The following is a 21720-nucleotide window of genomic DNA, read 5'->3' as shown; positions in this document are numbered from 1 at the left end:
GCTCAGACCTCCCGCTCGTCATCGCGACCGTAGCCCTCGAGCACGTTCGTCGACAGGTAGATGTCGTCCTCGACGACGTTCTTGTACGCGGTGAGGACATACTGGATGCCGGTCAGCGTGAAGCCGAGCGGCACCCATACGAGGGTCCACCAGACCGGCACCTGGAGCGACGGGAGCAGGCGACCTTGGCCGGCCGACGTCTTGATGAACCCGAACGAGTACCAGGCAAGGGCGAACATGCAGATCGCCGTGACCGCCGCGATCAGGACCATCATCCACCTGCGACCCTTCGGCGGCAGCGCATCGTAGATCGCCGACATACGGATGTGGCGGCCATGCCGTGCGGCGTAACTGATCCCGGCGAACGTGATCAGGATGATCAGGATGCGGTTGAGTTCTTCGGAGAAGAAGATGCTGCTTCCCAGCAGATAGCGCCCGATCACGTTGGCGATCGTGTTCGCCGCCATCAGCAGGACGCCGGCGGCGAGAAGCACGGCTTCCAGTCGGGCGACCGCGAGGTCGATTGTGCCGAGCACTCCGGGCAAAGCCGAGATGTCGTCCCGGGTGTCCGAATGATCGGTGGCCGTCGTCTGCGTCGCATCCGACGCCGCGTCCAGATCGTTGCTCAAGTCAGTCGCTCCTGCAGGGGTCCGTCGGGCCGGGGCCTTGCCCCCGCCCGACGGTGTCATGGGTTCAGCCCGAAGTCGCTTGGCTGGCCTGTTCCAGATCTTCCTTCATCTGGTCGAGGATCGCCTTGCCGCGTTCGCCGGTCATGTCGATGAACGCCTCTTCCACCTGAACGGCGGTGTCCATGAAGGGCTTCCGCTCCTCTTCGGAGAGGATGTTGACCTGCATTTCGGGTTTGGCTTCCCGGATGTTCTGCAAGCTCTCTTCCTGAAGCCCGGCCTGGTAGTCGAGGATGTAGTCGAACGCCGCGTCCGTGGCGCTCTGGATCAGCAGCTGGTCCTCCTCCGGCAGGCCGTCGTAGAACTGCTTGTTGGCCATCACGGCGGTCGTGAAGTTGTTGTGGCCGATGCAGGTGATGACATCCGTCACCTCGTACATCTTTGTCGATTCGAGGAAGAAGCCGGGATTTTCCTGCCCCTGGATGATGCCGGTCTGCAGCGCGCCGTAAACCTCACCCCATGGCAGCGGCGTCGGCGTGGCGCCGAACGCCTGATAGGATTCGACCAGCAGCGGGTTCGTCATGACCCGGAACTTGACCTCGTTGAGGTCTGCGGGGCTGTGCACCGGCTCCTGGGTGGACATGCAGACTTCGCCCTCGGGGAACATGGTCAGCAGTTCCAGTCCCTGCTCGGCATAGAGCTCGGGGAACATCTCGTTGATTGCGGTTGAGGTGCGGAAGAACTCCTGCAGCGTCTCCTCGTCCTGCGGCAGCAGGTAGGGAACGAAGAAGACCTGCGCCTCAGGAATCAGCGCGCCGGTGAAGCCGGGCGACTGGTCGACGAATTGCAGGATGCCGGCTTGCGCCTGCTCCATGGTGTCGGCGCTCTCGCCCAAGGTGCCGAACGGGAACAGCTGAACCTCGTGGTCGCTGTTGGCCTCGATCTCTTCCTTGAACTTCTGGGCGAATTTGCCCTGCACCTCCTCGAGCGCCTCCTCGAAGGCGTAACGCCAGGTATCGGCGCTTGACGCCGTGGCCGCGAGGCAAATCGCGAGAGCCGTTCCCGTGAAGATTTTAGAAGTACTCATGGTTGATCATCCTTCCTGTCTGTACGCCGTGGCCGCTCCGATCTGATGACCGGTTACGGCGACGGTACGGCCGGAATCCGCTGCGGCGGATCCAGCCAGTCGAAGTCCATGATGGACCCTGAAGTGTCACCTGTCATACTGTGTTGTGCAGACCACACGCCGTCAATTCCTTAATTCAGTTGCATCACCTCTGTGGAAGATCGTGCGATTCGACGCGGTGCTGTGACCAGATGTTGTGCAGGCTGCCATCTCTTCGGCCACATGCGGGGGAGCCGCTGCGGCGGCTGCACGCCGGGCGGGAACATCTCCATCAGCCATCGTCGGCCGTACCGGACGGCGCGTGATTGACAATTCCGCCGCCGCCTCCCAACGCTGCGCCGCATGAGCAGGCTTTCCCTCGACGACCGGGATATCGCCATCCTGTCGGTTCTTTCGCGCGAGGGGCGTATCACCAAGACCGCGTTAGCGGAGCGGGTGAATCTGTCGCCCACGCCCTGCTGGGAGCGGCTGCGAAAGCTGGAACGCGCGGGTCTGATCCGCGGCTATCGGGCGGATGTCTCGCTGACGCAGCTGGGGCCCCACGTGACCGTCTTTGTCACTGTCGAGTTGGAGAGCCACCGAGCGGAAAGCTTTCAGGCCTTCGAGCGCGCCGTGGCGGAATACGAAGAGGTGGTGGCGTGCTGGGCCATCGGTGGCGGCTATGACTACCTGATGCAGGTCGTGACCCGCGACGTGGCAAGCTATCAGGCACTGGTGGATGCGATGCTGACGGCGCGGATCGGGCTCGCACGCTATTTCACCTACATCGTGACGAAGGAGGTGAAGAGCACCGTGCCGCCCTTCGATCTTCTGCATGCGGCGGCGGCGAGAGATTGATCGGTTCCCGCCGGTAATTTGGAGGATTTCTCCGCTTTAGGCTTCCCAAAAGAGAAAGCCTCGGGGCGGAGTGTCTATAGTCCAGTCATACGCAAACGGAGGATTTGATGGGAAACGTCGCGCACGCACACGAGCACACCAATCTTGCGGCGTTTCTTGCCGATCCCGGCCTTCTCCAGACCCGGAGCCGCATCGGCGGCGACTGGGTAGACGGCGAGGGGCAGTTCGCGGTGACCGATCCGGCGACCGGGGAGGAGGTTGCGCAGGTTGCGAAGCTGACGGCGAAGGATGCGAGCCGGGCGGTGGATGTGGCCCAGGAGGCGTTCGAGGACTGGTCGGTCTCGCTTCCGCAAGAGCGCGCCCGGCTGTTGCACGCCTGGTATCGCGGGATGCTGGAACACCGCGAGGATCTCGCGCGGATCATGACCGCAGAGCAGGGCAAACCGATTTCCGAGGCGCGCGGCGAGATTGACTACGCCGCGTCCTTTCTGGAGTTCTACGCGGAGGAGGCGCGCCGGCCGAACATCGAAGGCGTCACATCGCACCTGAAGGATGCGGAGGTCGAACTCTGGCGTGAGCCGGTAGGCGTTGCGGCGCTGGTGACACCGTGGAACTTCCCGTCCGCAATGATCACCCGGAAGGCCGCCGCCGCCATCGCGGCCGGTTGTACGACGGTTGTGCATCCGTCGGCCGAGACGCCGCTCTCCGCGCTGGCTCTGGCCGAACTCGCCCGGCGGGTTGGCTTGCCGGACGGTGTCTTCAACGTCGTGACCGGTGCCGCGCCCGAGATCGTCGGCGCCTGGACGTCGGATGAACGGGTCCGGGCGCTCTCCTTCACGGGGTCCACCGAAATCGGCCGCCTGCTTTACCGCCAATCCGCGGACACCGTGAAGCGTCTGGTGCTGGAGCTTGGTGGACACGCCCCGTTCCTGGTCTTCGCAGACGCCGACATGGATCGGGCGATCGCAGAGGCGGTGAAGGCGAAGTTTGCAACCACCGGGCAGGACTGTCTGGGCGCCAACCGGTTCTTCGTCGAGCGCTCGGTCTACGACACCTTCTGCGAACGGTTCGCGGAGGCGACCCGGGCGCTGACGCTGGGGCCTGGCTGCGACGATCCCGATCTCGGTCCCCTGATGAACGAGCGTGCTGTGGCCAAGCAGGAAGAGCACGTTTCAGATGCGCTGGAGCGCGGCGCCAAGCTCCATTGCGGGGGTGCGCGCGACGAGCAGGGGCCGCTCTTCTACCAGCCGACCGTTCTGGCCGATGTCGCAGCCGACGCAAAGATCATGCACGAGGAGACCTTCGGCCCCGTCGCTGCCATCACCGCCTTCGACACCGAGGCGGAGGCGCTCGACCGGGCCAACGCGACGGAATACGGACTTGTGGCCTACCTGCACACGCAGGACCCGCGACGCATCTACCGTGCCAGCCGGGCGCTGCAATTCGGGATGGTTGCGGTGAACCGCACCAAGGTCACCGGCGCGCCGATCCCGTTCGGCGGCATGAAGCAATCCGGCCTCGCCCGAGAGGGAGCCCGTTATGGGCTCGAGGCCTTCACCGACATCAAATACGTCTGCCGCGACTGGGCATGACAAGGAGACCGACATGAACAAGATGCTGACAAACGACCAACTTGCGCAGTGGGACCGGGAGAGCTTCTTCCATCCCTCGACCCATCTCGCGCAATTCGCCCGCGGCGAGGCCCCGCAGCGGATCGTGACCGGCGGCGAAGGCGTCTTCATCGAGGACCGTGACGGCAAGCGCCTTCTCGATGCGTTTGCCGGGCTCTACTGCGTCAACGTGGGCTACGGCCGTACCGAGATCGCCGAGGCGATCGCTAAGCAGGCGCACGAGCTGGCGTATTACCATGCCTATGTGGGCCACGGCACGGAGGCGTCGATCACGCTTGCGCACATGGTGCTCGAGCGGATGCCCAAGAACATGTCGAAGGTCTATTTCGGCATGTCGGGTTCGGACGCGAACGAGACGAACATCAAGCTCGTCTGGTACTACAACAACATCCTCGGCCGTCCCGAAAAGAAGAAGATCATCTCGCGCTGGCGCGGCTATCATGGCTCGGGCCTGATGACCGGCTCGCTGACGGGTCTCGGGCTTTTCCACAAGAAATTCGACCTGCCGCTTTCGCAGGTGATCCATACCGAGGCGCCTTATTACTTCCGTCGCCCTGAGGCGGACATGACAGAGGCGCAGTTCACCGCTCATTGCGTGGCCGAACTCGAGGCGCTGATCGAGCGGGAGGGTGCGGACACGATCGCGGCCTTCATCGGTGAGCCGGTTCTGGGAACGGGCGGGATCGTGCCGCCGCCGGAAGGATACTGGGCCGCAATTCAGGAGGTGCTCAGGAAGCACGATATCCTGCTGATCGCCGACGAGGTTGTCACCGGCTTCGGGCGGCTCGGCTCGATCACCGGGTCCGAGCATTATGGGCTGGAGCCGGATCTCATCACTCTCGCCAAGGGTCTGACTTCGGCCTACGCGCCGCTCTCGGGTTCGGTCGTCGGCGAGCGGATGTGGAAAGTTCTGGAGCAGGGCACCGACGAGAACGGCCCGATCGGTCATGGCTGGACCTATTCGGCCCACCCGATCGGCGCGGCGGCGGGGGTCGCCAATCTCGAGCTGGTCGACAAGCTCGGCCTCGTCACCAATGCCGGTGATGTTGGGGCTTACCTCAACACGCAGATGCGCGACGCCCTCGCGCAGCATCCGCATGTGGGCGACGTGCGGGGCGAGGGGATGCTCTGTGCTGTTGAGTTGGTCGAGGATCGCGAGGCCCGCCGCTTCTACGAGCATCCGGGCAAGATCGCGGGCGCAGTGGTCGGCAAGATGGTCGAGAAGGGTGTGATCGCGCGCGCGATGCCGCAAGGTGACATCCTCGGCTTCGCACCGCCACTGTGCCTCAGCCGCGAAGAAGCCGATCGTGTCGTTGAAGTGACGACTGCCGCGGTCCACGAAGTGCTTGGCGACTGACAGGTCTGCACAGGAGGGGGCAGGGCGATCTGCCCCCTCTGAGCATCAAGGATCGTAGTTTGTGCTCCGACCGCCGCAGCCGGACAGCGAAGGTAATATTTGCCTGCATCGCGAGGGCTGTCGGTTCGGCGGCGGCTTCCGTCCGAGGTTGGACGCGCTTAGAGGTGGATCAGCACGATCACCTCTCGAAGGAGTTGATCACCTTACCGGTTCCGGCCATCATTGCCGTGACTGGTCAGCCACTGGGAGAATGTCGGATGACGTGGAGATTAGTGGCTGGATCACGAGCGAACGACCCGATCGTTCGGATCACCGAGAAGACAGTTCTAAGCGTATGTCCGGCGTCGGGATTATCCGACGACCGCACCCACAGATCGGCGGTCAGGCTATGAACCGGCTTGAGACCACAATCTCGACCCTGAGCGATCTTGTGGCTTTTCCCACCGTATCCTCCGACAGCAATCTCGACCTGATCCTGTGGATGGCGGACCGGATTGGGGCTGCGGGCGGGCGAGTGCGCGTAATTGCAAGTGATGACGGCACAAAGGCCAATCTCTTCGCCACATTCGGTCCGGAAGGCGACGGCGGCGTGGTGATGTCGGGGCATTCCGACGTGGTGCCTGCCGAAGAGACCGACTGGACGTCCGATCCGTTCGTCCTGCGTGAAGAAGACGGACGTCTCTACGGGCGCGGAACCTGCGACATGAAGGGGTTCCTCGCCTGCATCATGGCCTGTCTGCCCGATCTCGCCGAGGCGACGCGCCCGATGCACATAGCCGCCACCTATGATGAGGAAGTGGGCTGCCTCGGCGGTCAGCAGCTTGTCGAGGTTCTGCGTGCGGAAGGGCTGCGCCCGCGGCTCGCCTTGATCGGAGAGCCGACATCGATGCGGATCGTGGAGGGACACAAGGGGTGCTGCGAATACTCCACGCATTTCCATGGTCTTGAAGGTCACGGCTCGCAGCCGGACCGGGGTGTCTCGGCCGTCGAATATGCCGCCCGGTTCGCCTCGCGCCTCCTGGAACTGCGCGGGGATTTGCGCGGCCGCGCCCCCGCCAACAGCCGTTTCGACCCGCCGTGGACCACCCTCCAGATCGGTCGAATCGAGGGCGGTGTGGCCCATAACGTCATCGCCGGGCTCGCCCGCGTCGACTGGGAACTCAGGCCGGTATCGAAGGATGACCAGATTCGGGCGACGCGTACCGCACGCGACTATTGCAACGATGTGCTTTTGCCCGCGATGCGCACGGTCCATCCGGACGCAAGTATCGTCACCGAAACCATCGGCGAGGTTCAGGGCCTCGAGCCTGTCGATGACAATGAGGCGGCGGCCCTCGTCGCCAGCCTGACGGGTGCGAACGGGGCCGATGTCGTATCCTTCGGCACCGAGGCGGGATTGTTTCAGTCCCTCGGCTGTGACGCGGTTGTCTGCGGACCCGGTGATATCGCGCAGGCGCACAAGGCCAACGAATACGTCGAAATCGGCCAGCTCGAGGCCTGTCTCGACCTTCTGACGGGGATCGCGCGCCGCCCGGCTTGATTGGGCAGAAAGCTTCCTTGGCTCCGGCAGGGGGTGTTTGAGGCGTTACTCCAACCTCGTCAGTTAGAATTAATGGTTGTACGAGAGCCGAGCCGCTCGGGGTCTTGCGATCCGAGGCTACAGCTCGGCTTCCAGCCAACACCTCCGTCTCTCTCCGAAGCAAATGCTCTGCGACAGGGGGAGAGGACGAAGGGTGCGCAACCGTCTTCGTCCCCCGTTCGCGATCCCGCTAAATCCAAGGGACCTGCATGCGTGCAATCTACGGCAGTCATTCACAAGCCGAGGTTACTTGCGCCGGTAATCAGCGGCGGTTGTGGTCATGGCATCGGCGTTGGAAGCTGGCGCGGGTATGGCTTTGCCCGAGGAGAACATTTGCAGCAAGCGAATGTGCGGTTCAGAAAGAAGTCGAAGCCCCGCCAAAAGCTTCGATGCGCCAAGCGATCCAGGCTCCGCCCTAGAGGCATCCTTCGCGCCGGAGCAGGGGCGGCGTCTTTATTTGCCCCGCCGCAAGCCTGACGAGAGGGAAACAGCTTCAGCTTCTGGAACAACAGCCGCTTCCGGTTGTTAAACTGCGTACAAATTGACCGCATGCAGTCTCAGGAGCTTTTTACAGATGTCGAACCTTTGCCTCGTGACCGGCGGCGCCGGCTTTATTGGTCGTCGCCTGTGTGCGGAGTTGCTGGCCGAAGGCTGTGCCGTCCGCGTGCTCGACGATTTCGTCGAGCAGGTGCACGGGGAGGCGCCCGCGCAGCCGCCTGAGGAGGTCGAGTTCGTTCGCGGCGACGTTCGCGATCCCGAGGTCGTGGCCCGGGCGCTTGATGGAGTGGACCAAGTGTTCCATCTCGCCGCCGAGGTTGGTGTCGGCCAGAGCATGTACGAAATCGCCCGCTATGTCGGCGGTAACGATCTTGGGACGGCGGTGTTGCTGGAGGCGGTGATCGAGCGTCCGGTGAAGCGGCTGGTGCTTGCCTCCTCCATGTCCGTCTATGGTGAGGGCCTGTACCGCACCGCAGATGGGCAGCCGATGAACGCCGTGCGGCGCGATCCGGCCAGCATCCGCGAAGGCAGGTGGGATCCGATGGCGTCGGACGGGGAGCGGCTATCCCCGGCGCCGACGGACGAGAGCAAGCCGGTGGATCTTGCCTCGATCTATGCGCTGACCAAATACGCGCAGGAGAAGGCATGCCTGATCATCGGGCAGGCTTATCCGGTGGAGGTCGTGGCGCTCCGGCTATTCAACGTGTTCGGGCCGGGGCAGGCGCTGTCCAACCCCTACACGGGTGTGCTGGCAAATTTCGGCTCGCGGTTGATGAACGGCCAGCCGCCGATGGTGTTCGAGGACGGAAACCAGCAGCGCGATTTCGTGCATGTCGACGATGTTGCCCGCGCCTTCCGTCTGGCGATGGAGGCGCCCGACGCGGCCGGTGAGGTTGTCAACATCGGCTCCGGGCACGCGTACCGGATTGCGGACGTGGCGACGATGTTGGCCGATGCGATGGGCGTGGACCTCCAGCCCCAGATCCTTGGCAAGGCGCGCGCCGGCGATATCAGGCATTGTTACGCCGACATCTCAAAGGCGCGGCATCTGCTGGGCTTCGAGCCGCGCTATCTTCTTGAAGACCGGATGGGCGAAATGGCGCAGTGGATCGCTTCGTCGGAGGCGACGGATGGAGGCGAAGCCATGCGCGCCCAGCTCGAGACGCGCGGGCTCGTGGCATGAGCCATACAGACGACTCGATGCCTCACACCCCAAACTCGGATTTGCAGGACCCCGAGGACCGCGCGTTCGGATTCGTCGAATGGTTCCGGCTGGGCGAACGCGCGCGTGTCGAGGAAGCTCTCGATGGGATGCTCGCCTGCGGAGCCTCCCACCTGCGCACGCAGCTTTCCTGGGCGGAATACCACCAGCCCGGCGGGCGGGAATGGTACGACTGGCTGATCCCGAAACTCGGCCAGCGGATCGATCTTCTTCCCTGCCTGCACTACACGCCGCCGTCGCTGTCGCGGACGGGGCTCTCTTCCGGCCCGCCAAAGCGGCTACGGGATTATGCGGACTTCGTGGATGAGATCCTGACTCGCTATGGCGAGCATTTCACGCATATCGAATTGTGGAACGAGCCGAATAACCTGCTTGATTGGGATTGGCGGCTCGACCACGACTGGCAGATGTTCTGCGAAATGATCGGGGCGGCGGCCTACTGGGCCAAGCACCGGGGCTGGAAAGTCGTCCTCGGCGGACCTGCGCCTTTTGACGCCTACTGGCTGGACCTGATGGGCAAGCGCGGGGTGCTGGAGCATGTCGACGCCGTCGGCTGCCACGGATTTCCAGGCACTTGGGACAGCGACATCGGCGCGTGGAACGGCTGGAACGCCGTGGTGGATGAGGCGCGAAGCGTCCTGAAGGGTCACAATCCCAAGGCGGAAGTCTGGATCACCGAAGGCGGCTACTCCACCTGGCGTCATGACGAGGCGAAGCAGGCGGACCGGTTCCTCGACGCGCTGCGCACGAAGGCGGACCGGCTCTACTGGTATGGCTGGCAGGACATCCCGAAGCATATCGCCGTGCAGGAGGGGCTCTACTTCGACCCCCGGCACTACCATCTCGGCGTCACGGATGTTCGCGGGCGACCGAAGGTTCTGCGGCGACTGCTGAACGCGGGCGGCCCGAAGGCGGTGGCCTTCGCGCGCGAGGTTGCGGCGCCGAGACTGACGACCGGGGCGAAGCCTTGGGTGGTTCTCGGTGGGGCGGGCTTCATCGGCTCCAACCTCGCCGATGCGCTCTTGCAGGACGGCGAAGAGGTGATCGTCTTCGACAACCTCGGCCGCGACGGAGTCGAGACCAACCTGAGTTGGCTGCAGCAGCGGCAATCGGACCGGCTGCATCCGATACTTGCGGATTTGCGCGACGAAACTGCCCTGCGCGACGTGGTCGGCGACGCGGCCGGAATTTACCACCTTGCGGCCCAAGTGGCCGTCACCACCAGCATCGAGGACCCGGTCGAGGACTTCGCAATCAACGCCCAAGGCACGCTCAACGTGCTGGAGGCGATCCGGGGCACGGACCGTCAGATCCCGCTCGTGTTCGCATCGACGAACAAGGTCTACGGGCAGCTTCAGGACCTCGCCGTGCAGCAGATGGGAGACCGTTGGCTGCCGGTGGACGAGGATACCCGCCGCTTCGGCATCGGGGAAACCCGGCCGCTCGACTTCAGCACGCCTTATGGCTGCTCCAAGGGTGTCGCGGATCAGTACGTGCTGGATTACGCGAAGACCTACGACCTGCCGACCGCCGTGCTGCGCATGAGCTGCATCTACGGCCCCCGCCAGTTCGGGACAGAGGATCAGGGCTGGGTCGCGCATTTCCTTCTGGCCGCGTTGCGGGGAGACCCGATCACCATCTACGGCGACGGCCGGCAAGTGCGCGATGTGCTGCATGTCTCGGATGCGGTCGCGGCCTACCGGACGGTAATGGGGAACCTGAACCGTCTGAAGGGGCGGCCTCTGAACCTCGGCGGCGGCCCCGCGAATGCGGTCAGCTTGATGACGGTGCTCGACGAGATCCGTCGCCTGACGGGCGTTCAACCCGTGCTGCGGACGGAAGATTGGCGGACGGGGGACCAACTGTATTTTGCCGCCGACACGCGGCGCCTGCAGGAGACTGTTGGCTGGCGCGCGCAGATTGGCTGGCAAGAAGGTATGAAGGATCTTGCCGCTTGGCTGGAGACGCTGACAGCCGGGGATACGCAGAACCCGAAGAGACTGACTGCATGACGACCACTTCGATGGACCTTCGCGAGAGCAAGGGGGGCGGCGTTATTGTTACCCGCCCGCCGCTGGGGGGCGCACGTGTTCGTTCTGCGCGGAAGATAATCGGGAACGCAGCTTCAACGTTCGGCAAAGCTCTTGTCGCGAGCGGTGCTGCGCATATGCGCGGCGCTTCGGCGGCTTCATGGGCCGGCGAACACGCTGCACTGAACTGGCTTGACCGCAAGGTTGGGAGCAGTCGCCACCGCCGGATCCACTTCAGGCATTGCGGCGGTGCATCGGAAATAGAGGCGGAGGCCTCTCGAGATGCCGGACCTGTTCATTCTGAAGATAAAGTTCTGCCGTGCAGTCCAATGCTTGAGGTGTCGCGAGAGCGGGACGTGCAGTTCGGCGGCAAGGCTCGCCTGAACCTACAGGATGGTATTTCAGCAGAGGACGTGAAAAAGCATCTTTCTCATGAGACCCGCGAGGCGCTTCCGAAGCATTGTAATCTCGACGGGAAGAACACGAGGCTGATGCTCAGGGCGCACCGACGCAATTCATCCACGCAGGCGAGACCGCTTCGGGTGGAGCAGACTGGCCTCGCGCCGGTCGCCGAACGGTCTGCTCGTTTTCACGCGAAGCGGGGCAGGGCCAGCGGGCCAAATCCGCTTCATCCTAGTTCTGGTGCACGTCTTCAGTGGCAGATTTTTGAGGCGCCGCGGGTTTGCGCCTGGGCGCACAACTGTTGTCCCTCGCCCTCCTCGTATCTCTCAGATTTTCAGGATCAGCCGGTAATCCTCCTTGAGGTGCTGGAGAAGAGAAACTGCGGAGTGGCCGTATGACCTCTGTTCCGATGCTCGAGAGGGTGCTGATCACTGTGGACGCCGTCGGGGGAGTCTGGCGCTGGACGGTCGATGCAGCGCGGGCGCTTGCGCCGCATGGTGCCTCCTGCGTGATAGTCGGGCTCGGCCCAGAGCCATCGGAAGCGCAGGCGGCGGAGATCGCGGCGATTCCGAACGCGGAACTGGTTTGGCTGGAGCAGCCTCTGGAGTGGCTTGCCTCCGGGGACGCGGCCATGTGCGGATTGCCCGAAGCGTTGGCCACCCTTGCGCGCGAGCGGGAGGTGGACCTGATCCACGTGAATGCACCGGCTCAGGCTGCCGATTTGTCAACGGGTCTGCCGGTGGTCGCGGCTTCCCATTCCTGCGTCGTGACCTGGTGGCGCGCCATGCGGGACGAACCCTTGCCTGCGGAGTGGCAATGGCAGTTCGACCGGAACCTTCGTGGAATGGAGACGGCCAATCTGGTCCTGACGCCGAGCGCCGCGCATGCCACGGCACTTCGGGAGGCCTATCCCGTCGCCACGCCCGTCGCGACGGTTCTCAACGCCTCGACGCCGGTTGCGGAAGGGGAGCGGCGCGACCGGCAGGTGCTGGCCGCCGCGCGCTGGTGGGATGACGCCAAGAACGGTGCGACGCTCGACGCCGCCGCGGCCCGGATCAATGCGCCCGTGGTTATGGCCGGTGCACTGGAAAGTCCCGCCGGCGCACGCTTCGATGCGAAACACGCGCAGGCCGCGGGGCCGATGCCGGCCGATGAGGTGCGCAGGCGCATGTCGTCCGCCGCAGTTTTCGTCAGCCCGTCGATCTATGAGCCTTTTGGCCTGTCGACACTGGAAGCTGCGGGCTCGGGCACGGCGCTCGTCCTCTCCGACATCCCGATCTACCGTGAGTTATGGCAGGGGGCGGCGCTGTTCTGCGACCCGCATCACCCGGATGGTTTTGCAGTGGCTGTGAACCGACTTCTGGCGGATGAAGCTTTGCGCCAGAATCTCGGTCTCGCTGCCCGTCGGAAAGCACAGAAGCTGTCGCTCGACCGCCAGGCGCGGGAGCTGCTCTCGGCATGGGGCCGAGCCATGATCGCGCATGGGGAGAGTCCCGCCGCGCCCGCCATTCCCACCTACTCAGCCACGCATGAGGTGACATGAAATTCGTCTTCTACACGCACTCCCTCGTTTCCTGCTGGAACCACGGCAACGCACATTTTCAGCGCGGCGTGATGCGGGAGTTGATCGCGCTGGGCCACGACGTTCTTGCGCTTGAGCCACAGGACGGGTGGAGCCGGATAAATCTGATGGCGGGGCAGGGCGAGGCCGCGCTGACACGGTTCGCGCGTGACTTCCCCGAACTTGCGGATGTGCCGCGAACCTATGGTGCGGACTTCGACCACGAGGCCGCGCTGGACGGGGCGGACGTGGTTATCGTGCATGAATGGACGGACCCGGAGCTTGTGGCGCGCATCGGCCGCATCCGGCAGGCCGGTGGAGGGTTTACACTCGCCTTCCACGACACCCATCACCGCGCCGCCTCGGCCGATGCGGATATCGCGGCGCTGATCCTCGAAGATTACGATCTGGTCCTGTGCTTCGGCCAGACGGTGACCGACCGCTATCTGGCTCGGGGCTGGGGTCGCAACGTGTTCACATGGCACGAGGCGGCCGATACGCGTCTGTTCCGCCCTTTCCCGGAGGCGGAGCGAAGCCGCGATCTGGTATGGATTGGGAATTGGGGTGACGACGAGCGGGCGGAGGAACTGACAGAGTTCCTCATCGAACCTGTCAAAGCGCTGAACCTCACCGGCACGGTCCACGGCGTCCGCTATCCCGATGAGGCATTGGAGCGCCTTTCGGGTGCCGGACTGGAGTACAATGGCTGGCTTCCGAATGTCGAAGCGCCGGAGGTCTTCGCGCGCCACCGCATGACGCTCCACGTGCCCCGCCGGCCCTATGTGGAAAGCCTGCCGGGCATTCCCACCATTCGCGTCTTCGAGGCGCTGGCCTGCGGCATTCCTCTGATCTGCGCCCCGTGGGAGGATGCGGAAGGCCTGTTCCGACCGGGCGAAGACTACCTGGTTGCCCGCGACGGCGACGAGATGAAGACGCAGATGCGGCGCGTTCTGGAGGATCCGGAAATGGCCGCGGCGCTTGCCGCCTCTGGGCTGGACCGCATCCGAAGTCGTCACACCTGCGCGCACCGGGTGCAGGAACTGCTGGATATCCTTCGCACAGACGCGGCCGCGCCACGCACGGGAGAGATGGTATGAAGATCGCATTCTACGGGTCGAGTCTGGTGTCGTCCTACTGGAACGGGGCCGCGACGTACTATCGGGGCATTCTAGGCGCATTGGCGAAGCTTGGGCATGAGGTCACCTTCTACGAGCCCGATGTGCTCGATCGCCAGAAGAACCGGGACATCGACCCGCCCGACTGGTGTCGCAGCGTGGTCTATGACGGGACGGAGGCGGCGCTGCGCCGCGCTGCCGCCGAGGTCGCGGAGGCGGACGTGGTGGTCAAGACCTCCGGCGTCGGCTTCATGGACGATACGCTGCTGGAGGCGGTGTTCGCCGCGGCCTCGCCCGGGGCGCTGCGTATCTGGTGGGATGTGGATGCGCCCGCCACTCTGTCGGAGATTGAGCCGCAGCCGGACCACCCGATCCGCCGGGCGCTGCAGCGCGATGTCGACCTCGTGCTGACCTATGGCGGTGGGCCGCCGGTGACGCAGGCTTACGAACGGCTTGGCCCCGCGCCATGCGTCCCGATCTACAACGCTGTCGATCCCGCAACCCATCACCCGGTTGCGCCCGATCCACGATTCGATGCCGATCTTGCGCTTCTGGCGAACCGCCTGCCGGACCGGGAAGCGCGGATCGACGACTTCTTCCTCAGTGTCGCCGAGCGGCTGCCTGACCGACGTTTCCTGCTGGGTGGCGCTGGCTGGGACGACAAGGCCGTCGCCGATAATGTTCGCCTTCTGGGACATGTGCCGACGCGGGACCACAATGCGCTGAATTGCACGGCGCTCGCGGTGCTGAACGTCAATCGCGCAAGCATGGCGCAGACTGGCTGGTCGCCGGCCACCCGCATCTTCGAGGCGGCGGGCGCCGGCGCCTGTCTGATCACCGACGCATGGCCGGGCATCGACATGTTCCTTGAGACCGGCAAGGAGATCCTCGTCGCGCGCGACGGCCGCGACATGGAGGAGATCCTCTCGGGCCTGACGCGCCCGCGGGCGGCGGAGATCGGGCAACGTGCCCTCTCCCGCGTCCTCGCGGAGCATACGTACGAAAAACGCGCGCTGGAGCTCGATGCCGTGCTGGTGGAGCGGCTTGCGCATCTGAGGGAGACCGCCGCATGAGCTACGATATCGTCATTCTCGGCCTGTCGCTTTCCTCCTCCTGGGGGAACGGCCACGCGACGACTTGGCGTTCGCTCCTCAAAGGCGTGGCGGCGCACGGAAAGCGCGTTCTGTTTCTGGAGCGCGACGTTCCTTGGTACGCCGATCACCGCGATTTGCCCGAGCCGGATTTTTGCGACCTCGAATTCTATCAGGATCTGGATGAACTGGACGGCCGCTGGGGCGAGACGATCGCAAACGCGCCTGCGGTCATCGTCGGCTCCTATGTGCCCGAGGGGGTGGAGGCGCTGGACCTCGTATTGGCCCGGGCGCATGGGCCGGTGCTGTTTTACGACATCGATACGCCGGTGACATTGGCGACGCTGTCGCGAGGGGAGGAGGCGTATATCCATCCTCGCCAGATCCCGAATCTTTCCGCGTACCTTTCCTTCAGCGGCGGCCCGGCGTTGGAGCGCCTCACGGAGAAATACGGCGCCCGGTGCGCCGTCGCCTTTCACTGCTGCGCGGACGAGAGCCATTATCGACCCGTGGATGCGGAACGGCGATGGGATCTGGGATATCTCGGCACGTATTCGCCGGACCGCCAGCCGACGCTCGACCGCTTGCTGCTGGAGCCTGCACGGCGTCTGCCGCACCGGCGCTTCGTCGTCGCCGGGCCGCAGTATCCGGCCGATATCGACTGGCCCGCCAACGTGGACCGGATCGAGCATCTGCCCCCGTCCGAGCACCCCGCATTTTATGCGGCGCAGCGATACACGCTGAACGTCACGCGGGCGGACATGATCGCGGCGGGTTGGTCGCCATCCGTCCGGCTGTTCGAGGCAGGCGCCTGCGGAACGCCGGTAATCTCGGACGATTGGCCGGGGCTGACCGAACTTCTGCCGGACGGCGACGCCATTCTCGTTGCCCATTCCGCCGAGGATGTCGTGAACGCGCTGGAGGTGCCCGATGACGTGCAGCGTGACCGGCTGGCGCAGGAGGCACGGCGCCGGATCCTCGAAAACCACACCGGACACGCGCGCGCCGGCCAGCTTCTGGATCTTCTTGCCGACCTAGCACGTTCAGTACCTAGGGATGCGGTCGCCGGAGCGGAGCCGGCACGGGCGAACTGAAAACAGAGGCAACTGGGAACGGCGGCGCCCGAGACCCGTCGCAGGATGCGGAGAAGGAACGAACATGGCGAAAATAAATGGCATCAAGAAGAAACCCCGGACAGCCATGGTGGCCGGCGGTGCGGGCTTCCTCGGCTCCCACCTCTGCGACAGCCTTATCGCGTCGGGCCGGCGCGTCATTTGCATCGACAGTCTGCTGACCGGAAGTGAGGAAAACCTGCGCCAGTTCGACCGGGAGCCGAACTTTGACCTCATCGTCTCGGACGTCACGCGGCCGATTCCGCCGGCCCTGAAAGCGGATGAAATCTATAACCTCGCTTGTCCCGCCTCTCCGCCGCATTACCAGGCGGATCCGGTGCACACGATGCTGACGTCGGTGCTCGGGGCACACAAGCTGCTGGAGCGGGCGCGGCTGTGCCAAGCCAGATACGTGCAGGCATCGACCTCCGAGATCTACGGCGACCCAGAGCAGCATCCGCAGCGCGAGGATTATTGCGGCAACGTCAACACGACGGGTCCGCGGGCCTGCTACGACGAGGGCAAGCGAGCGGCCGAGGCGCTCTGTTACGACTTTCGGCGCGCGGAAACGGACGTTCGTGTCGCGCGTATCTTCAACACCTATGGGCCGCGGATGCGCGCCGATGACGGGCGTATCGTCTCCAATTTCGTCACACAGGCGCTTTCGGGCGAGCCGATCACCGTCTACGGCGATGGGCGCCAGACGCGGTCGTTCTGCTACGTATCCGACATGGTCGCCGGACTCGAGGCGCTGATGAACGTGCCGGAGGCGCCCGATACCCCGATCAATCTTGGAAATCCCGGTGAGTTTTCGGTCGGGGAATTGGCAAGCAAGGTTCTGGAGATGACCGGCTCCGCATCTACGCTGTCCTACCGGCCATTGCCCACAGACGATCCGCGGCGCCGGAAGCCGGATGTGAGCCGGGCGCGAGAGATTTTGGGGTGGCGGCCTCTGGTGGACCTGAAAGAAGGACTAGCCCCGACCATTGAATGGTTTGCGGCGCAGCAACCGGCCGAAGGTCCGGTCGTTCAGGCAGCGGTGGGGGGCTGACATGCAGGACGTGCACGAAAACGAGCAGGATTTGCGGCAGCGTATCGAGGAGCTTGGCCCTTGGTTTCACAACATGCAGCTGGAGGGTGTAGAGACGGCGCCCGAGCATTTCCTGGGCGATTACCCGTCGTTCAAGTGGAAGGGGTTCGAGCGCGTCGTGCCGGAGGATCTTAGCGGACGAACCGTGCTCGACATCGGCTGCAACGCGGGGTTCTATGCGCTTGAGATGAAGCGGCGAGGGGCCGACCGGGTCGTCGCGATCGATTCCGATCCTCGTTACCTTGCACAGGCGGAACTTGCCTCTCGTGTGCGGGACCTGCCGCTCGAGTTGCGCGAGATGTCCGTCTATGACGTGGCAGAACTGAAGGAGCAGTTCGACCTCGTGATCTTCATGGGCGTGCTCTACCACCTGCGTCACCCGCTGCTCGCGCTCGACCTGATCCGGGAATATGCGGCGCGGGACCTGCTTCTGTTCCAGTCGATGCAGCGGGGCGCGTCCACCACCATGGAGCCCGAGCGGGATTACGATTTCGACGATCCGTCGCTTTTCGAGGATCCGAGCGGCCCGTGTCTGCACTTCATCGAGCACAACTTTGCCGGTGATCCGACCAACTGGTGGGCTCCGAACCGGGCGGCGGTGGAGGGGATGCTGCGATCCTCTGGTTTTGCCATCAAAGAGCACCCGGAGGCAGAGGTCTATCTCTGTCGCTGCGCCGATCGGCCTTGGGGCGCGGAACTGCCTCCCGTTTTGCGCCGCTGAAGGTGGGAGGGGCAGAAGGGGGCGCTACGTCAAAGGACGGCGTCCTTTGACGTCCCTTGAGCGCCTTATAATCTCGCGCTTCACTGAATTTGCACCAAAGCGATCAGTGCCTTGGAGTGCCCCTGGCATCTCTCTTCAGACTACACGACTCCCACCCGCAGCCGTCTCGGGACGACGAAATTTTGGGCGACGAGAGGCGTTTCGGGACTGGAGCGCATCCATCGTCGGACCTCATCGAAGCCGGTCCGGAACCAGGATTTCGAGCAGTATCCGTGCTTCTTCCGGGCGGGGTATTTGTGTCCCATGAGCTAGGCTGCAGCACGGCAGATGAGGGCGATGGCAATAGCGGTTATGGCGATGAGCAGAGACAACTTGGACGCGAGCGTCAGGCGGGTGTCCTCCAGGTTCAGCCCCCGCGTCTTGCTGTCGGCGAACAGGCACTCGATGAGCCAGCGCTTCTTGTACTGCCGCAGGATGTGCGCGCCAGTGGCTGGATAGGGCGAAGCCACCACGAGAAGCTCGCTGCCCTTGATACGGCGCGCACCGAAGTGGAGCTTGAGGTCGGGGGGACTCGCTTTGCCAGGCAGGACGGCCGTGAAGCCCCGCACACCCCTGCACCGTGACAGCAGGGAGCGCAGGTTCAGCTCGCGGCCGTTGGTACGGACTATCTGGCCCTCCTTCATGCGGATCGCGAAGGGGATCTCCTGCTCGACGAGAAAAGTGAACCATTCCTGACCGATGAACTCACGATCCGCCAGCAGCACCCGAACGGTTGAGGCGTCAAAATACGCGAGATACCGCTTCATCAGCGCGATGCGCTGAGCGGTCGTGCTGTTGCCGGAATGCGGGAGCATGGTCCACATCAGCGGGACGCGGAACTTGACCGTGACAACGGCCAACACGAGGACGTTAACGTCGGTCTTGCCGATCTTCCAGTTGGTGCGGTCGAGACAGAGATGCCAAGGGCGAGGATTGCCGAGCAGCGAGATGACAATGCCCACGCTCCAATCCTCGGGCAGGCACACGTGTTGGAAGAAGCGTTGCAGACGGCGATAGGTCGATGCAACCATGGCGCGACTTGGCCGCTCGCTCGCGATATGCGTCAGGTTCACCGTTCGGGCGCTGATCATGCCAAGCAGGATCATGCAGAGCGTCTCGAGCCGTGACTTGCCCAACGGCACATGCGGAGTTAGCGTTTTCTGGAGATCGGCGAGAGCACGGATATTCAAGGGACCGTTCCTTTGGCGAGGTCGAGTCCACCAGAAGAATCTCTCTTGCCGGTCTCGGCCACCCCAAAAACGGCTGTGTCGTGTAGTCTGCTCCGCCGCCTTCTCGTGAATTATCCGGGCTAATAGGCTTACCTGCCGATGACTTGGTCGTAGGCATTTCTGCCTCCGTCCGGCATACCGCCAACTGCGATATCCTACGGTTCTACCGGGCGGCCATCGCCTTCCAGCAGGAGCATCTGGCCGATTTCGATCTGAAGGGGCCCGACGGAGACATGATCGAATCGAACCACGCACATGCCGTCGTATGCCTCCGTTTCAGAGAAAATGCCGTCGCCTGCGACGCCGGCGCGCCGGATTTTTTAAAGCCGGAGATGAGGGGCGGCCTGTCGACACGGACGGGGCCATCTGGCTGCGAAGCTAAAGACGCCTGAACCAGCGCCAGACACCCCAAAGATTCACGCCCAGAAGCACAACGTTCTGGATGAGAAGCGCCCATTTCCCCCCAATCCCGGCGGCGGCGATCCACAGGATCGAGGCGAGCGAGAAAATCACGAAGCCCCACGCCACCAACCGCACCGGCTGGCCCCAAGCCACCATCAGCGCCGCCATGATGACACAGATCGCCGCGACCCACCGAACGATTTCGATGATGTCCACGCGATCAGCGTCGGTATTCGGCCGGGCGCTGGTAGTCCGGCGGCGCGTCCATCCAATTCGGCCCACGCTTCGTGCGCCGCGACGATGCCCGCGCAGGAGTATCGCCGGATGGTCCCGTCACGCGGCCCAGAAGGACCCCGATGGCGAGAAGCGCTGCCCCGCCGCCGAATGCCAACGCCTTTCGCGCCATATCGCCATCGACCACCAGCCCGCTTGTCTCGGCAATGTGGCCGTAGGATCCTTCGGCCTTGGAGGGGTAGGATTCGAGCGGCTCGTCGAGATTGTCCTCCAGTATCTCGGGCGACCGCTTCGATTTCTGCACATGCACCCCGATCTTCGCGAGTTGCTTTTCCATCAAGTCCGGCAGGACCATGTTTCCGGCGATGAGCTGCAGCATCGAGCGTCCCACCAAGACTTCGCGCGCATCGGTGTCGATGGCATGCAGGATTCCCTTGGCGGCCACTTCGGGGGCGAAGACCGGCGGTGCGGGCTGCGGCTTTTGGTCCATACGATTGCGGGCCCAGTCGAATTGCGGAGTGTTGACCGCCGGAAGCTGCACCATCGAGAGGGTGATCGGGCGCTCCGCACGCGCAAGTTCGATCCGGAGCGCTTGGGTGAAGCCCTCGATCGCGTGCTTCGCGCCGCAATAGGCTGCTTGGAACGGCACCGACGCATAGGCCAGGCCGGAGCCGACATTGACGATATTGCCCCGCGCCATGATCGACAAGGCGGCGCGGCAGCCGTTGACGGTGCCCAGATAGGTCGTATCAGTAATGCGGCGGAACTCTTCGTCATCGACCTGCTCGAAGGGCGAAAAGCTTGTCAGCATAGCGGAGTTGATCCAGATTTCCGGCGTCCCGAAATCCTCCGCGATGTCGTGCGCCGCCTTGTTCACGGCCAGAGCGTCGGAGACGTCGACCGAGCGCGTCCAGACCCGGTCGCCGAATTCCTGATGCATCTCGTCAAGACGCCCCTGCCCGCGGGCGAGTACGGCAACCTTCAATCCGCGTGTCAGCAACATTTCGACGCAGGCACGCCCGACGCCGGCCGAGCCCCCCGCAACCACGGCGACGGGGGAATGGGTTCGGTCAGGCATGACGGCTCTCTCCACGGCAAGATTTGATACCGCGTGCCAAACGCCGACGGATCGGCCGGGTTCCGGCGCGCCGCATCGCCGGGCGACGGAACGCCGAGGGCCCGGGCCGCGTTGAACGGCGAAACGCAATCAGCCATCGGAGGACCGATATGGACAACCTCAAAGACCTCTACATCGATCAGCTTCAGGACCTCTACTCAGCCTGCAAGCAGTCGCACGAAGTCACCGGCGAACTCGAGAACGCCGCGACCGACCAGAATCTGAAGGATGCGCTCAGGGCTGGCCAAGAGGGCATCTCCAAAGGAATGGAAGCCTTCAAGGGCATCATTGAAGGGCACGGCGCCAGCCCGACTGGCGAGCATTGCAAGGGCATGGAAGGCTTGGTGCAGGAAGCCCGCGCCCACGCCCTGGACGAGACCTTCTCCGACGATTCCGTGCGCGATGCGATGATCATCACGCAGTATCAGCGCATGGCCCACTACGCGATCGCGGGCTACGGCTGCGTTAAGGCGTTTGCCACGCGTCTGGGCCTTGAGGACGAGGCGTCGAAGATCAGCGAGCATCTCGCGCACACGTATCACGGCGACGAGACGATGACCGAGATCGCGACCAGCGGGATCAACAAGGACGCGGCCTGAATCTAGGCTGTGTACGGGGCGGCCTTCGGGTCGCCCTTCTTTCTTCGTCTCCGGCCATTCAGACGCGCGCGAATCGTCGCAGCCTCTTTGCACGGCGCGTTT

Annotated in this window: 20 protein-coding genes; 14 read left to right on the top strand and 6 right to left on the bottom strand. The window is 64.0% G+C overall.

What is annotated here, in order from left to right:
* Window positions 1-2: 2 nt before the first annotated feature.
* Entirely contained in the window at window positions 3-629 is a 627-nt protein-coding gene (locus JSE7799_RS01265) for a TRAP transporter small permease (protein ID WP_245624752.1), read from the bottom strand.
* A 64-nt stretch (window positions 630-693) separates the two neighbouring features.
* Entirely contained in the window at window positions 694-1713 is a 1020-nt protein-coding gene (gene dctP, locus JSE7799_RS01260; RefSeq protein ID WP_055661973.1) for a TRAP transporter substrate-binding protein DctP, read from the bottom strand.
* 381 nt (window positions 1714-2094) lie between these two features.
* Between dctP and JSE7799_RS01255 the strand changes: the two genes are divergently transcribed.
* The 13 genes from JSE7799_RS01255 (at window position 2095) to JSE7799_RS01200 (ending at window position 17998) form a co-directional block, all read left to right on the top strand.
* Window positions 2095-2589, top strand: a complete 495-nt coding sequence (locus tag JSE7799_RS01255) for an Lrp/AsnC family transcriptional regulator (protein WP_055661972.1) — start codon at window positions 2095-2097, stop codon at window positions 2587-2589.
* A gap of 107 nt (window positions 2590-2696) precedes the next feature.
* Window positions 2697-4181 (top strand): NAD-dependent succinate-semialdehyde dehydrogenase, encoded by a 1485-nt coding sequence (locus JSE7799_RS01250; RefSeq protein ID WP_055661971.1) that lies wholly within the window; start codon window positions 2697-2699, stop codon window positions 4179-4181.
* Window positions 4182-4203: 22 nt separating this feature from the next.
* Window positions 4204-5577, top strand: coding sequence for an aspartate aminotransferase family protein (locus JSE7799_RS01245; RefSeq protein ID WP_055661983.1), 1374 nt, complete (start codon window positions 4204-4206; stop codon window positions 5575-5577).
* Window positions 5578-5965: 388 nt separating this feature from the next.
* Entirely contained in the window at window positions 5966-7117 is a 1152-nt protein-coding gene (gene argE, locus JSE7799_RS01240) for an acetylornithine deacetylase (protein WP_055661970.1), read from the top strand.
* Window positions 7118-7730: 613 nt separating this feature from the next.
* Window positions 7731-8837, top strand: coding sequence for an NAD-dependent epimerase/dehydratase family protein (locus JSE7799_RS01235; protein WP_055661969.1), 1107 nt, complete (start codon window positions 7731-7733; stop codon window positions 8835-8837).
* A 17-nt stretch (window positions 8838-8854) separates the two neighbouring features.
* Window positions 8855-10888, top strand: a complete 2034-nt coding sequence (locus JSE7799_RS01230) for an NAD-dependent epimerase/dehydratase family protein (protein WP_055661968.1) — start codon at window positions 8855-8857, stop codon at window positions 10886-10888.
* Entirely contained in the window at window positions 10885-11706 is an 822-nt protein-coding gene (locus JSE7799_RS20255) for a hypothetical protein (protein WP_144431504.1), read from the top strand. Before JSE7799_RS01230 ends, JSE7799_RS20255 begins: the two co-directional genes overlap by 4 nt.
* Window positions 11703-12851: a glycosyltransferase family 4 protein gene (locus JSE7799_RS01225; protein ID WP_055661967.1), complete on the top strand. Its 1149-nt coding sequence runs from the start codon at window positions 11703-11705 to the stop codon at window positions 12849-12851. Before JSE7799_RS20255 ends, JSE7799_RS01225 begins: the two co-directional genes overlap by 4 nt.
* Window positions 12848-13966 (top strand): CgeB family protein, encoded by a 1119-nt coding sequence (locus tag JSE7799_RS01220; protein WP_055661966.1) that lies wholly within the window; start codon window positions 12848-12850, stop codon window positions 13964-13966. Before JSE7799_RS01225 ends, JSE7799_RS01220 begins: the two co-directional genes overlap by 4 nt.
* Window positions 13963-15057 carry a CgeB family protein gene (locus JSE7799_RS01215; RefSeq protein WP_055661965.1) on the top strand — a complete coding sequence of 365 codons (1095 nt, stop codon included), beginning with the start codon at window positions 13963-13965 and terminating at the stop codon, window positions 15055-15057. Before JSE7799_RS01220 ends, JSE7799_RS01215 begins: the two co-directional genes overlap by 4 nt.
* The gene (locus JSE7799_RS01210; protein ID WP_055661964.1) at window positions 15054-16169 is read left to right on the top strand and encodes a CgeB family protein; all 1116 of its coding nucleotides are present in this window, start codon (window positions 15054-15056) and stop codon (window positions 16167-16169) included. Before JSE7799_RS01215 ends, JSE7799_RS01210 begins: the two co-directional genes overlap by 4 nt.
* A 64-nt stretch (window positions 16170-16233) precedes the next feature.
* Window positions 16234-17238, top strand: coding sequence for a UDP-glucuronic acid decarboxylase family protein (locus JSE7799_RS01205; protein ID WP_055661963.1), 1005 nt, complete (start codon window positions 16234-16236; stop codon window positions 17236-17238).
* Between the two features lies 1 nt (window position 17239).
* Window positions 17240-17998 (top strand): TIGR04290 family methyltransferase, encoded by a 759-nt coding sequence (locus tag JSE7799_RS01200; protein ID WP_055661962.1) that lies wholly within the window; start codon window positions 17240-17242, stop codon window positions 17996-17998.
* Between the two features lie 140 nt (window positions 17999-18138).
* Here JSE7799_RS01200 and JSE7799_RS21495 read toward each other — a convergent pair whose 3' ends face one another.
* From JSE7799_RS21495 to JSE7799_RS01185, 4 genes are all read right to left on the bottom strand, one after another.
* The gene (locus JSE7799_RS21495; protein WP_245624749.1) at window positions 18139-18303 is read right to left on the bottom strand and encodes a hypothetical protein; all 165 of its coding nucleotides are present in this window, start codon (window positions 18301-18303) and stop codon (window positions 18139-18141) included.
* Window positions 18304-18306: 3 nt separating this feature from the next.
* Window positions 18307-19227, bottom strand: coding sequence for an IS4 family transposase (locus JSE7799_RS01195; protein WP_245624744.1), 921 nt, complete (start codon window positions 19225-19227; stop codon window positions 18307-18309).
* Between the two features lie 417 nt (window positions 19228-19644).
* A complete protein-coding gene (locus tag JSE7799_RS01190; protein WP_055661961.1) occupies window positions 19645-19884 on the bottom strand; it encodes a hypothetical protein in 240 nt (79 codons plus the stop codon).
* A gap of 4 nt (window positions 19885-19888) precedes the next feature.
* The gene (locus JSE7799_RS01185; protein ID WP_083480132.1) at window positions 19889-20980 is read right to left on the bottom strand and encodes an SDR family oxidoreductase; all 1092 of its coding nucleotides are present in this window, start codon (window positions 20978-20980) and stop codon (window positions 19889-19891) included.
* Between the two features lie 149 nt (window positions 20981-21129).
* Between JSE7799_RS01185 and JSE7799_RS01180 the strand changes: the two genes are divergently transcribed.
* A complete protein-coding gene (locus JSE7799_RS01180; protein ID WP_055661960.1) occupies window positions 21130-21618 on the top strand; it encodes a DUF892 family protein in 489 nt (162 codons plus the stop codon).
* Window positions 21619-21720: the final 102 nt, after the last annotated feature.

The organism is Jannaschia seosinensis, assembly GCF_001408515.1.
GTDB classification, from domain to species: Bacteria; Pseudomonadota; Alphaproteobacteria; order Rhodobacterales; family Rhodobacteraceae; genus Jannaschia; species Jannaschia seosinensis.
Note: the sequence above shows the minus strand (reverse complement) of the source record. Positions and strands in the feature narration are given on the sequence as shown.

What these genes read in the sequence shown, in the direction of transcription:
- JSE7799_RS01225 (WP_055661967.1), top strand. Translation starts at nt 11,703, where the DNA reads ATGACCTCTGTTCCGATGCTCGAGAGGGTGCTGATCACTGTGGACGCC.
- JSE7799_RS20255 (WP_144431504.1), top strand. Translation starts at nt 10,885, where the DNA reads ATGACGACCACTTCGATGGACCTTCGCGAGAGCAAGGGGGGCGGCGTT.
- JSE7799_RS01250 (WP_055661971.1), top strand. Translation starts at nt 2,697, where the DNA reads ATGGGAAACGTCGCGCACGCACACGAGCACACCAATCTTGCGGCGTTT.
- JSE7799_RS01200 (WP_055661962.1), top strand. Translation starts at nt 17,240, where the DNA reads ATGCAGGACGTGCACGAAAACGAGCAGGATTTGCGGCAGCGTATCGAG.
- JSE7799_RS01220 (WP_055661966.1), top strand. Translation starts at nt 12,848, where the DNA reads ATGAAATTCGTCTTCTACACGCACTCCCTCGTTTCCTGCTGGAACCAC.
- JSE7799_RS01230 (WP_055661968.1), top strand. Translation starts at nt 8,855, where the DNA reads ATGCCTCACACCCCAAACTCGGATTTGCAGGACCCCGAGGACCGCGCG.
- JSE7799_RS01215 (WP_055661965.1), top strand. Translation starts at nt 13,963, where the DNA reads ATGAAGATCGCATTCTACGGGTCGAGTCTGGTGTCGTCCTACTGGAAC.
- JSE7799_RS21495 (WP_245624749.1), bottom strand. Translation starts at nt 18,303, where the DNA reads ATGGGACACAAATACCCCGCCCGGAAGAAGCACGGATACTGCTCGAAA.
- JSE7799_RS01245 (WP_055661983.1), top strand. Translation starts at nt 4,204, where the DNA reads ATGCTGACAAACGACCAACTTGCGCAGTGGGACCGGGAGAGCTTCTTC.
- JSE7799_RS01255 (WP_055661972.1), top strand. Translation starts at nt 2,095, where the DNA reads ATGAGCAGGCTTTCCCTCGACGACCGGGATATCGCCATCCTGTCGGTT.
- dctP (WP_055661973.1), bottom strand. Translation starts at nt 1,713, where the DNA reads ATGAGTACTTCTAAAATCTTCACGGGAACGGCTCTCGCGATTTGCCTC.
- JSE7799_RS01210 (WP_055661964.1), top strand. Translation starts at nt 15,054, where the DNA reads ATGAGCTACGATATCGTCATTCTCGGCCTGTCGCTTTCCTCCTCCTGG.
- JSE7799_RS01205 (WP_055661963.1), top strand. Translation starts at nt 16,234, where the DNA reads ATGGCGAAAATAAATGGCATCAAGAAGAAACCCCGGACAGCCATGGTG.
- JSE7799_RS01235 (WP_055661969.1), top strand. Translation starts at nt 7,731, where the DNA reads ATGTCGAACCTTTGCCTCGTGACCGGCGGCGCCGGCTTTATTGGTCGT.
- JSE7799_RS01185 (WP_083480132.1), bottom strand. Translation starts at nt 20,980, where the DNA reads ATGCCTGACCGAACCCATTCCCCCGTCGCCGTGGTTGCGGGGGGCTCG.
- JSE7799_RS01180 (WP_055661960.1), top strand. Translation starts at nt 21,130, where the DNA reads ATGGACAACCTCAAAGACCTCTACATCGATCAGCTTCAGGACCTCTAC.
- argE (WP_055661970.1), top strand. Translation starts at nt 5,966, where the DNA reads ATGAACCGGCTTGAGACCACAATCTCGACCCTGAGCGATCTTGTGGCT.